An 11,615-nucleotide genomic window follows, 5' to 3' on the forward strand; every position below is an offset into this window, starting at 1 on the left:
CGGATTTGGCCGGAGAAACTTACCGCGAACTCAGCGTTGCCGATTTCTGAACGGGGTCTCACGGGACAGCAGAATCTCGCGAGACAGGGGAAACAGCGACATTTGGTCGCGTCTGAATTTTCGCGACGCAACTGTGACTCACGGCGTGCTGCGAATGGCTTCGTCAAAGCCGAGCTCCAGCTGCGTGTCGCGATCATCATAACCCAATTCACGATGCATCAGCGAAGGCTGGATATCGTTGCTGTTTTGATATTTCTCGCTGGCTTCCTCGGGGCTGTCGCCACTGACTTCCCAGTAGGTGATCTGGCAGATTTGGATGTGGGGATAGATTCGAACGGGTTGCACGCAGTGCAGTTCCAGCGTCCAGGTTCCGCGATATCCGGCATGACCGAGACTGCCGCCGGGATTGAGGAACAGCCCCAAACGGCCGAGCGAGGATCGACCTTGAATGATCGGAACCAAACCATGAGTTTCTGTGTGTTCGGTCGTTCGGCCCAAATACAACGTGCCGGGTTGCAGCGTCAGACCTTCTTCTGGAATGGGAAGCCGGCGGTAGCGGTTGGGTGATGCGGCGTCCAAAACGACTTCTTCGTAGACCAGAAGCTCGTCGTGAAGCGTCAAGTTGTAGCTGTTGGGCGACAAACGAGATGGATCGAAGGGATCGATCACGATGTCTTTGCCCAGCCGCGATTGAATGTCTTGACCGGAAAGGATCATGATCGGTGTTTCCTTCACGGAGGGTGTCGAGAAGCGAGACGGTCCGGGCGTCAGTCAGTCAATCCGCACGAAGTGTTGCCCGAGGTCGCCGCGAAGGCGTTTCGGGAAAGGTGCGAGGATTGCGTTGGAATAAGCGGATCGTTCAGTGGGCTGCTCCTGGCAATTTAACCACATCGAGCTCTCGATTGATCCCCGAGATGTCGCATTGGGGTATATTTCTGGAAAGCCAAACGTTCGAAGCGAGCAACAACCGATTTGCTCCGTAGAACCGGTTTGAACCGCACAAATTGTCTGATTGGCGACAAAGCGGCTCGGCAATCGCTGAGTCAATGAGAAACGACCATGAATTCTTCGGGTGGATTGTTCATCCTGGATGCAACCGGCAAGAGCTGGTTGTACCCTCGAGGATAGCAGGCTCCCCCAAGGAGTTCGCGAGTGGCGATCGCTGATGCGATTCAATTTGTGAAACCAACAACGATTCAGACATTCCATTGAAACGAGTTACCTCATGAGCAACGTGAATCCTTATTCTTCCGGTGTCGACGGTGCCGCTTATGGCAACGCAGCGATTTACGCGGACGAAACCGAACGCATTGGATTTATCCGACGCACATACGCTCACTTATCGGGAGCCGTGTTCGCTTTTTTGGCGCTGGAAGTGGTTCTGTTCACTTTGGTGCCAGCTGACACGATGACGATGCTGGTTCAGCGAATGACCGGCGGCTACGGTTGGTTGTTGGTGCTAGGTGCCTTCATGGCCGTCAGTTGGATGGCTCGTTCGTGGGCCAGCAGCGGGCAATCACGCGGGCTGCAATACGCTGGGTTAGGGCTGTATGTGGTCGCCCAAGCCGTGATCATGCTTCCGCTGATGTACATCGCGATTCGCGTGATGAACCAGCCTCAGATTCCGATTTTGGCAGGGATCATCACGACGCTGACCTTCGCTGGTCTGACAGGTTTCGTGATGTTTACGCGAGTCGATCTCGCATCGTGGGGAACGTATTTGTTTGTCGCCGGTTTGGTTGCCATGGGAGTCGTCGTTTGCGGCGTTCTCTTCGGATTCTCATTGGGATTGTTCTTCAGTGCCGCGATGGTCGCCTTGGCATGCGGCTACATTCTTTACGACACTTCCAATGTCTTGCATCACTACGACACGCGTCAGCACGTTGCCGCTTCTTTGGCATTGTTTGCTTCGGTCGCGTTGTTGTTCTATTACGTGCTGCGAATCTTGATGGCTTTCTCCAGCAGCGACTGACTTCATGAGTTTTGATTCGATCACAGGAGTGACCAGTCTGCCGGATGATTTCGACGGGCTGGTCCGGTTGTTTCCGCTTCCGGGGATGGTTTTATTTCCTCATGCGATGCAACCCTTGCATGTGTTCGAACCTCGCTACGTCGACATGCTGCAAGAAGCATTGTCGACTGATCATCTCATCACGATGGCGACGCTGACGAATCAACAGGGCAACGTCGCGATCGATGAGGCGACCAAGCAAAAGTTACCGTTGAACATGCTGCCGCCGATCTCGCCAACCGTTTGCGTGGGAAAGATCATTTCGCACGCTGAGTTGGAAGGCGATCGTCACAACATTTTGATTGTTGGGATCCGCCGTGCCACGATTCGGCATGAGCTGGAGACCGGGCGTTCATTCCGAACGGCACGAGTTGATTTGATCGATGACTTCTATCTTCCCGCTGGAACCCAAAAGCGAGCGGATTTGAAGAAACGTTTGCTCGAAGCGTTTGGCAAGATCATTCCCGTCAGCGAAGGCTCACAGAAATCGTTGCACGATTTGATGGCCGGCCAAATGGGAGTGGGACCGATCACCGACATCATCGCTTACACATTGCCGTTTGATCCGAATGAGAAGATCAAATTGCTGGCGATGTCAGATGTGGATGAACGAGCGGAAGCGTTGATCCGCTTGATCCAAAAGGGCGGGCTGGATCTTCAATCGGTCAGCGTGGAAGAAGGTGATGTCGATTTGGCTGAATCGTCACGTTCGCGAAAAGACTTTCCTCCGCCGTTCAGCGTGAACTGACGCATTCGTTGCGGCGACGCTTTGGTTATGCGTGCTTGCGCCTTTGAGCACAGCTTGGATGGATCGTGTCGGATGGTACACGGTCGGCGCATAAAAAACCCGTCTGCTGAGACCAAGGTAACCATCTCAGCAAACGGGCGATGCTCGCGTTCTAGAAAGTGATCGCGAGTGGGGTGGCTGACCCTGGCGTCAGCCCGCCGACTTTCGTCAAGGGTTTCCACCCCGTTGGCTAGTACAGCAATAATCCACTTGATCACCTCCTTTTAAAGTTTGGTTCGACGCCACTTGCCCAGGTGCCAACCAGAACAGACAAGCGAACGTGCGGAAGTTTTGTCGCGACGCGGAATCGCGACCCGTTGACGACATGATCGTCGGTAGTCAAGACGCATGCAACCAAAATCAGGTTCGCGGCCGCGAAGCGAATATTCAGTGGAATTCTGAGCCCATGTCATCGAAGTCATCGAAAACGTCTGATTGGACCGCTCGCGAATCCGAAACGGATCCGATGCGCACGGCGTTTGTTCGCACGATTGAGGAGCTTCGTCCCGGTGAAGTGGTCAGCTATGGCGACGTCGCCGCTCGAGCGGGCTACCCACGTCGGCACCGAGCGGTGGGGCAATTGCTCGGGGCATCATTCGATGCCTTGCCATGGTGGCGGGTTGTCTACAACGATGGGCGATTGCCGCCAGTCAATCCTTCTTTGCAAGAGCAACGGTTGTTGGAAGAAGGCGTGACAATGAAACGAATGCGAGTGGTGGAATCTCCTTTGGGAAGGTTCGCTTCCTAACGATCGGGATCGCAATTGTTTCGGGCGTCGTCGTGGCCCGGAAGCATCATGGTTATTGCGTTGCTACTTCGATCGCTTGCGAAGGATTCGTCTGCCCACGGCAATGCTCACCAAAATCGGTACGGCGAAGACGAGCAACCACGGCAGGATCGCGATTGCAGCGATGGCGATGTTCTCACCCGTCTGCTTCATCGCGTCGATCGAACCCGCCCATGACTTTTGAATCCGGGAACCAAATGTCGGTGACGCCGGAGGAACGTACTCCTTTTCTTCTCGACACTTGATCGTGATGGTTGCCAAAGCGGAGCGATCTGATAGCACTCGCAGGCGTCCCTCCATGCGTTCGATCTCCTCGCGAACGCGCGAAAGTTCGCGTTCGATTTCTAGTACCTCGGACAGCTTTCCGGTTCGTTCATCGAGCATCGTGATGATGCGTTCTTCGAGCTTCTTGTTGTTTCGGATTCTCGCCTCAACGTCCACGAATTCCGCAGTGACATCATCGGCGTCTTCGGTGCGAGATTCCGCGAAACCCAATCCTGTGACTCCTTGAAGGAAGTCCAAGTAGTTCGCGACTGGAATGCGGGCGACCCACACACCGGATTGCTGATTGTTGTAGCGACGATTCGTTTCGCTATTTGAAATGAATCCTCCATGTTGATCGACTAAATCAGGCAGCTTGGATTCAAACGTTGCGTACTCTTTCACGACCAGAGAAAGGTGGGTGTTGTAAACGATTCGCCGATTCGACTTCACCGTTTCACTTGATCGATCGCCTTCCGGTGCCTCACCATCAGTCTCGTCGCCGTTTGGGAGACGATTTGGAGTTTGGGCAACTGAGAAGGCTGCTGCCGATGGTTCCTGAGCGGCTTGCTCGCTCACCATGTCGAGCTTGCTAGAGAATTGACTGGATTGCGGCCCACATCCCGCGATCAACAGCACGACGACAAGAAAACCGTTGCGAAAGTTTCGGTGGTTCATCAACTTTGGTCCTGCGTCGGTGGAATGTATGTCGCTAGATGATCGCTTCGGCTGAATCGGTAGTGGACGAGGCGACGAGTCAGGTGCTGAAGGATTTGTTGCCTCGTCCACGACGGGATGTGCGTATGGATGCGTCGTCTGTTCCATTTGGAGAACGGTGACGGTGAGGGATTGTGATGCGACGTGCCTCGCCAGAACTACGATTGAGACCGGCTAAATATTAGGTGCGAGTGTATCCGAGACTGAATCTTGGTCGTGGACGAGGCGACGAGTCTCGTACTGAAGGATTCGTTGCCTCATCCACGACGGATATTGGTGCGGAATGAATCTTGGCCCCGTCCCTTACAGCCATTTGGCTTCATCCGATGGTTACGGAGTGGGGATGTCGTTGAGTATGAAGTCGACCGCGTCCTGGGCGACTGAGGTGGGCGATTCGTAGATCAATTTGGACCCGGGCGGTGGTGAGCCTGCTGGCCCGAAATCAAACAGATACCCAATTCCAACTCCCGAGTTGGTTTGGCGGAACACTTCGTAGCCCAGGTGATCCATCCGAGTTCCATCTTCCAAAATCACATAGGCCTCGTTCTCAAAGATCCATTGCCTGTGACTTTCAAGTGAACGACCCGCAGAGTCCAGTTCGACTCCCACGCGAATTTCGCGGAGTGGGGCCGCGTCGCGAACGGCTTCGATCGAAACGGTCATTTGGTCTTCGGTTTGCGATGCGGCGGGTTCGTTTAGATCCAGTGCAAACTTTTCCCGGCGACCGGGAATCGTTGCGGTCAGCGTTCCCGCGAGCCGTTCAATGCTTTCGGAAGGTCGATTGGGAAGTTGCATGGGCAAGAAAAACTCGCTTTGCGCCATCTCAGTATTCGTTGCGATGTCGATCGTATCGCCACTGGTTTGAGGCACCAGCGTTTCGCCCGAGTCGAGTTTTCCGTTGACGGCGCTAATGGGCAACGTCAATCCGATCGGCGTTCGATTGGGTTGCCATTCAATCGTGAGATTGAGATTCATGCTGCTAAGTTCCGGCGAACGCAAGACGCGGCGGGCGGTCACAACGGTGGGCTCGAGCCGGTAGATTCCGACGTATGCAGCCGATTCGACTCGCGATGGACGGTTCTCATCACGAGGGATCAGCATCAATGTCGTTCGGTCGCCTCCGTAAAAGTTGATGTCCAGTTTGGCTTGATCCAAAACATGGTCGACCGCATGCCAGAAGTTCAGTGGGGACCGTGGAGCACGAATGGTTTGGGTGAGGTCGCCTCCCTCACCTGCCGCTTCGAGATCGAACTCAACTTCACTGACGGTTGAGATCGCCTCCAAAGCCTCGCCCAAAGTTTTGGCATTCTGAAGGCGAATCAGCTGGGTTTCGACATGACTTTCCGCTTTGCGTTTTGCCCATTCCGCACGGACTCGATTGAGACGTTCGCGAGCTTCGATCGAAAGATCATCGAGAATTGCGGGGAGATAGTCGGACGCATCCGGGCCCGCTTCGATCAGCTTTAGCTCGGCGGCGCGGCGGGTCTGGGCTTCGTCAGCATCGAGCTCAGCGATCCAGAGCGGGACTTCGAGTTCAAGCGTGTCCGCCGAATCCTGGGCGTGAGCGTTGGAAGCGGCCAGTGCGAGCAGGCAAAACGCCAGCAAGGTCACCGCAATCGGGACAAGCCGTTGGTGCGCGACGTGAAAACGATGCATGTCAAGCTTTCGAGAAAAGTTTTGAACTGAATTTCAATCGATCGGCGTTACAACCGCGAGGGTACGAGGAACCTTCCGTGCAAAAAGGTCGTACGTCCGTCCGCCACTTCAATCTTAACCTAGGGTTGAGTAGATCGCGTGGGTGTTGCGGGGCGCCGACGGTTCGGATGTGTTCCTGCGTTGTTCCTCGCCGTTGACTTCCATCATGTCGATGACTCTCACTTCCATTGCGAAAACGTCGAATGTCGTTCCCACGGGCACGCCGCATCGACTTCTCTCGTATGCGACACGCTTTCGAGTGGTTCAAACTCGCTTGGTTCCTCTGGTCGCTGCGATTCTGCTCAGCGGGATGTCCGCCGAAGAATGCAATGCGGAACCGGTTGCGCCAGCCTCGCCAGAACGTTCTGAACACTTGGTTTCATCGCAATCGGTCGCACCATCGATTCGTCCGGGTTTGGTCGAATTCCGAGTTGGCAACAGCTGGCAAAGTGGTTTGCATCTGATCGAATCGGCGAGTGAATCGCTGGTGATCGGCAGAGACGGTTGGTTGCACACGATCAGTCGAACAGAAAAATCCGAGTCCATGCGTTCGATCGCTGGGCAATTCCAGCCCACCTCGTCGGTTGAGCTTCGCAATCGATTGCGAGCAGAATTCGGGCGAGAGTTTGAAGTCATCGCCACGCAAAACTTTTTGGTGGTTCAACCAAAAGGCCGCGGCAGTCGCTGGCCCAAAATGTTCGAGCAATGCCATCGCGCATTCGTGACATACATGGAACGTCGAGGCGTGAAGGTTCGCCAAGGTCGTTTCCCGATGGTCGCGGTTGTTTTGCCCGATGCGCGAGCGATGTACGACGAGATCGCGAGATTAGGAATCGACGTTTCGCGAGTTGCGGGGCTGTATGCAAACAAATGCAATCGGGTGATGACTCATGATGGCGGTGCTATCAGCATGATTGCCGCGACGGTTCGCCACGAAGCCGCTCACCAATCCGCATTCAATTGTGGTGTCCATAGCCGGGTGAACGACACGCCGAGCTGGGTGACAGAAGGCATCGGGCAGATGTTCGAACCCGATGCAATGAGTTCGGGGCGATCCGGAACCCGACTGGTCGAGCGTGTGAACAAAGACTCAGTTCGTCAGCTTCGCGAAACGATCGACATGGAAGATCCAGCGGAGGTCGCTCGATGGGTGGATCGAATGATTCGAAGCGATGACTTGTTCCGCAATCCCACCACCATCCACACCGCGTACGCGCTGGCTTGGTCGATGATGTTCTACTTGGCCGAACGGGACACGGAAGCGTTCGCGGACATTCTGAACTTCACCGCCACGCGTCCTCCGTTTGAGACCTACAAATCAGGTCAACGCATGATCGATTTCGAACGGGTTGTTGGCACCGACGTGAGAGACTTTAGCAATCGCCTGACTCGCTTTGTCGCGAGCCTGCCGTAGCGTCCATCGGCTGATTGCTGCCATTCGGTACATGACTCAATCAGCAGCCCGCCAGAGGCTGGTCGCAGCGACGCGGACGATTCCTTCATTGATTGGAATCGTCCTCGTGCGGAGCCCGCTCAGATGACCTTGGTTTGGCCTGGAATTGCAACTTCGTAGTTGCCATCGGGAAGAGGCTGGACCGGTGCGATGTCTTTGAGTGACCGCATTGCATCAACATCGGCAAGCATCTGATCGCTTTGGAAAGCTTCGTTCCAACGAACGATTTTGCCGGAGTAGCTGGCCATTCGGCCCATGATCGCAGTCATGGTGCTGGTCGCGCCGTAGTCGCCTTCGTTTGGGATTTCGCCCTTTCGAAGGGAGGCGAACAAGTCATGTTGGGCTTGTTGGCAACCACGGTCTTTGGATGGTTTCTGCGAGCTTTGCCAGACGACTTTTCCGCTTGGGTCACGAATGATGGCGGCGCTGATGTCGCAACTTCCCTGCGTGCCGTGAACATGTTCGCTGACGCTGTTCCAGCAACCTCGAACGTGTCTGCATTGGCTGAGCAACCGCACGTCCTTTGCATAAGTGAACTCAACCATGTGGTGGTCAAACGTTTCGCCGAGCGTCTGATCGGATCGTGAGTCACGTCCGCCTTGACCTTGAGCCGACACCGGATGTTCGCCGAGCAACCAATTGATCACATCCAGATTATGGATGTGTTGCTCAGCGATTTGATCGCCGCCAATCCAATTGAAGTGCTGCCACTGACGAAGTTGATATTCGAGTTCGGTTACATTTTTCGGTTTGACTCGCAGCCGCGATCCCTCCCCGTTCCAGTAGGCTCGTGCAAACACTGGATCACCGATCGCACCGGCGTGAAGTCGTTCAATGCATTCGCGATAGCGAGCTTCGTGGTGGCGTTGCAAACCGACCGCAACCGCCAAACCTTTTTGCTTGGCGATTTCATTGGCCGCCAGGACTCGTCGGACACCGGGGGCGTCGGTAGCGACGGGTTTTTCCATGAAGACGTGCTTGCCCGCTTCGATGGCTTTTTCGAAGTGAAACGGCCGAAATCCCGGAGGCGTTGTCAGGAACACGACGTCAGCGTCGCTTTGCAACACGTGCTTCCATCCGTCCAAACCGACGAAACGAGCACCATCGACATCAACACGTTTGCCGGCCGGTCCGGTCTTTCCGTGTTTGCTGTTGATGGCGCGAAAAGCCGATTGAACGTTGCTCTCGAAGACATCCGCAATCGCGACGAGCCGAGTGGCACCATCGGTATTCATCGCTTGGATGACCGCGTTGGTTCCACGACTGCCACAGCCAATCAGTCCGATTTTCAGTGTGTCGTCGCCGTACGCATGAGCACCACGGGCAACGCTCAGGTTCGTGCCCAGGACGCTGCCGCCGGCCAGCATGATGCCGCCGCTCTGAATAAAGGTACGACGACTTGCTCGTTGCTCCATCACGGCGGACCGTTCGGATGCAGGAATTGATTCGCCCGCCGTCGGGTCCGACGGATGATTCTCGTTGCGAGCGGGAGTTCGTTGAGCCATGAAGTGTTCGCGGAGGTGGGATGTCGGCGAGGCGGGAGGCGGCAGATTGGAGAGCCGGCATTCTGTTGGTCACAGTTTAACCCAGCCGGAAGGTGCGAACCAACGGATGGCGGGCTTCGCCCAGCATTTCCGGCGACGAATGCGCTATTTGGCCGGCGTTTTCCGTTTGATCAGCCCCGCTTCCTCGGCTTTTCTGAGTTCCGCTTCCACGTCGACGTATTCCGGTTCGGGCAATTCCGGTCCTTTGCGAACAACTTCGGCGGAGATGATCGCGTCCGGTGGCAATTGGATCTTTTTCTCATCGGTCTTGGAGGGATCCTTTCGACGCATGGCACTGACCCGGTCCATGCCCTCAATCACTCGGCCAAACACCGTTTGATTACTGGAGGCGGACGTGACAGGCAAAAAGAAAATCGCGAACTGAGAGCTGGCGGAGTTTTCGATGAAGCGTCCTTCGCCCATCGGAATTTTGGCCATCACGACCGAGCCGCGAAGAGCATGGTGTGAGTTCTCGTTGTCGTGCTCATCCATCAAAAATTTGCCGCTGTTGCCGCGTCCGTCACCAGTCGGATCGCCAGACAAAGCAAGCATGTTCGGAACGACTTGCGAGAAATCCATTCCGTCGTAGAACCCGTCTTCCACCAGATTGATGAAATTGGCGACCGTCGATGGAGCCTCGCCGGAGTAAAGCTCGATCAGGACGTCGCCGCGTGTCGTCTTGAAGAGAACTTGCGGCAACGCGTCGCGGTCGATCTTTTCCATCCGATCCATTTCTTCCTTGTATTGCTCTTCCAGCAAATCGAGGAAGTGTTTGTTGGCCATGTCGACCTTCTCCAGTTCATCGGGCTGGAGCGACTCGTAGACCTTTCGGGCGGTTTCGAAATTGCCGTTGGAGATACCGGCACGTGCCGCGGTGAGGAACAGATAGCGGTAGTTCTGACCGATGTCGATCAATCTGGCGGCAGCTTCGAATGTGGTCGCGTCGTAGATGTCATTGTCAAAATGGTGCTGAACCATTGTGACCATGTAACTGGCCGCCTCGGGACTGGGAAGCAAACGGAAAACCTTGACCGAGATCTCCATTTGTTTCTGCATCAAGTCCCATGTCTTGTGCTGCTGTGCGCGAAAAGCCTTTGTGGCCTCGCGGCTTCGATCAACGTCGTTGTTGAATCGAATGTGAATCTCGCGAAGCTTCAACATCGATTCGAGCAATTCTTCATGAGTGGACCGGAACTCCGCGTAGATCTCTTCCGCGTCTTTGCGGATGTCTTCCGGCATTTCCGCCATCGTTTTCGCGATGAGTTCGGGATCATCTTTCACCCGACCGCCGTCGACTCCATTCGCCGAAGGTGGCGCGGACTCGTTGGAGGGAGCAGCACTTTCCGTCTCGTTCGCGGAACCATCCGAACCGGGTGGCTGGGCGAACGTCTGGCTGATCAAGCCGGTTTGGCAAGTCAGGCTCAGTCCGGCGATCAGCAGCATGGCGGTCTGAGCGAACACGGTCGCCGGTCCGCGCGAACGTCGAAAAAGTGGGTTCGAGAAAGCGAGCATGCGAAAAGCCGAGGATAGAGAACGTTCGAATGAGCTAGAAAGCACACCAAATCGGGCGCTTTCGCGAAAGGCCCGAGATCGATCAAAAAATGAGCGTTCGACGGATCGATAGCGAACCTTGAACGGCACCTACGCAAGAACTCGGGGGATGGTTTGTTCTCGTCCAAGGATTAGGCTTTGAGCGAAAAAGGGGCTGGCCTGTTGAGCAGGAAGACTGCGGTCGTGCAGGTGGGCATCGAGCTCGGCATGTTTTCGTCGCTTCGGCGTTGACCACAGTCCCACGGACAATCAGGGCTCACGCCTCGACAACTCATGAGATTTTCAGACGGATCGATTGATGACCCAACCGCAACCACTCGCCTTTCGAATCGGGCTTGGATACGACTCGCATCGTTTGGGTCCAGACGGTCCGCTACGGATTGGTGGCTTGGATGTTGCCGGCGACTTTCATGCGATAGGCCACAGTGACGCGGATGTGTTGTTGCACGCGGTGACGGATGCATTGATGGGCGCTATTGCGGGACCCGATATCGGGCGGTTGTTTCCCGATGATGCCGATGAAAATCGAGGGCGGGACAGCCGCGACTTCGTCGAAGAAGCTCTCCGCCGAGTCAACGAAGCCGGATACGAAATCAACAATGTTGATGCCGTGATTTTGGCTCAGAAACCAAAGATGGCTCCGCACATCGATTCGATGCGAGCAGCGGTCGCCGAAATGCTTCAGACGACGATCGAACAAGTGGGTTTGAAGGCGAAGACGGGGGAAGGCGTCGACGCGGTCGGACGCAGCGAAGCGATCGCGGCACGAGCGGTCGTGATGCTTAGTCGCCGCTAGAAGAATCTAGACT

At 55.4% G+C, this 11,615-nt stretch carries 10 protein-coding genes; 5 read left to right on the forward strand and 5 right to left on the reverse strand.

What is annotated here, in order from left to right:
* Positions 1 to 138 precede the first annotated feature (138 nt).
* Positions 139 to 735, reverse strand: coding sequence for a dCTP deaminase (locus RB_RS06730; protein WP_011119358.1), 597 nt, complete (start codon positions 733 to 735; stop codon positions 139 to 141).
* Positions 736 to 1,225: 490 nt separating this feature from the next.
* Here RB_RS06730 and RB_RS06735 point away from each other — a divergent pair, with 490 nt between their 5' ends.
* From RB_RS06735 to RB_RS06745, 3 genes are all read left to right on the forward strand, one after another.
* Complete coding sequence (locus RB_RS06735) at positions 1,226 to 1,972, forward strand: Bax inhibitor-1/YccA family protein (protein WP_007327344.1); 747 nt, start codon at positions 1,226 to 1,228, stop codon at positions 1,970 to 1,972.
* Positions 1,973 to 1,976: 4 nt separating this feature from the next.
* On the forward strand, positions 1,977 to 2,759 hold the full coding sequence (locus RB_RS06740) for an LON peptidase substrate-binding domain-containing protein (protein ID WP_007327343.1): 783 nt from the start codon (positions 1,977 to 1,979) through the stop codon (positions 2,757 to 2,759).
* 445 nt (positions 2,760 to 3,204) lie between these two features.
* The gene (locus RB_RS06745) at positions 3,205 to 3,546 is read left to right on the forward strand and encodes an MGMT family protein (RefSeq protein ID WP_231846281.1); all 342 of its coding nucleotides are present in this window, start codon (positions 3,205 to 3,207) and stop codon (positions 3,544 to 3,546) included.
* Positions 3,547 to 3,609: 63 nt separating this feature from the next.
* On the opposite strand, the gene RB_RS06750 is transcribed toward RB_RS06745, so the two are convergent.
* Positions 3,610 to 4,524, reverse strand: a complete 915-nt coding sequence (locus RB_RS06750; RefSeq protein ID WP_164921637.1) for a DUF4349 domain-containing protein — start codon at positions 4,522 to 4,524, stop codon at positions 3,610 to 3,612.
* Between the two features lie 369 nt (positions 4,525 to 4,893).
* A complete protein-coding gene (locus RB_RS06755; RefSeq protein WP_011119363.1) occupies positions 4,894 to 6,219 on the reverse strand; it encodes a hypothetical protein in 1,326 nt (441 codons plus the stop codon).
* Between the two features lie 142 nt (positions 6,220 to 6,361).
* Here RB_RS06755 and RB_RS06760 point away from each other — a divergent pair, with 142 nt between their 5' ends.
* Complete coding sequence (locus RB_RS06760) at positions 6,362 to 7,672, forward strand: DUF1570 domain-containing protein (RefSeq protein ID WP_011119364.1); 1,311 nt, start codon at positions 6,362 to 6,364, stop codon at positions 7,670 to 7,672.
* Positions 7,673 to 7,791: 119 nt separating this feature from the next.
* On the opposite strand, the gene RB_RS06765 is transcribed toward RB_RS06760, so the two are convergent.
* A complete protein-coding gene (locus RB_RS06765) occupies positions 7,792 to 9,216 on the reverse strand; it encodes a Gfo/Idh/MocA family protein (RefSeq protein ID WP_011119366.1) in 1,425 nt (474 codons plus the stop codon).
* Between the two features lie 144 nt (positions 9,217 to 9,360).
* Entirely contained in the window at positions 9,361 to 10,716 is a 1,356-nt protein-coding gene (locus RB_RS06770) for a peptidylprolyl isomerase (protein WP_231846283.1), read from the reverse strand.
* Positions 10,717 to 11,104: 388 nt separating this feature from the next.
* On the opposite strand from RB_RS06770, the gene ispF reads away from it, so the two are divergent.
* On the forward strand, positions 11,105 to 11,602 hold the full coding sequence (gene ispF, locus RB_RS06775) for a 2-C-methyl-D-erythritol 2,4-cyclodiphosphate synthase (RefSeq protein WP_164921639.1): 498 nt from the start codon (positions 11,105 to 11,107) through the stop codon (positions 11,600 to 11,602).
* Positions 11,603 to 11,615: the final 13 nt, after the last annotated feature.

Source organism: Rhodopirellula baltica SH 1 (genome assembly GCF_000196115.1).
Classification (GTDB): Bacteria; Planctomycetota; Planctomycetia; order Pirellulales; family Pirellulaceae; genus Rhodopirellula; species Rhodopirellula baltica.

Bases quoted from the DNA above. Each gene is read 5' to 3' on its own strand.
- RB_RS06735 (WP_007327344.1), top strand. From the start codon at position 1,226: ATGAGCAACGTGAATCCTTATTCTTCCGGTGTCGACGGTGCCGCTTAT.
- RB_RS06740 (WP_007327343.1), top strand. From the start codon at position 1,977: ATGAGTTTTGATTCGATCACAGGAGTGACCAGTCTGCCGGATGATTTC.
- RB_RS06745 (WP_231846281.1), top strand. From the start codon at position 3,205: ATGTCATCGAAGTCATCGAAAACGTCTGATTGGACCGCTCGCGAATCC.
- RB_RS06750 (WP_164921637.1), bottom strand. From the start codon at position 4,524: ATGAACCACCGAAACTTTCGCAACGGTTTTCTTGTCGTCGTGCTGTTG.
- RB_RS06755 (WP_011119363.1), bottom strand. From the start codon at position 6,219: ATGCATCGTTTTCACGTCGCGCACCAACGGCTTGTCCCGATTGCGGTG.
- RB_RS06765 (WP_011119366.1), bottom strand. From the start codon at position 9,216: ATGGCTCAACGAACTCCCGCTCGCAACGAGAATCATCCGTCGGACCCG.
- ispF (WP_164921639.1), top strand. From the start codon at position 11,105: ATGACCCAACCGCAACCACTCGCCTTTCGAATCGGGCTTGGATACGAC.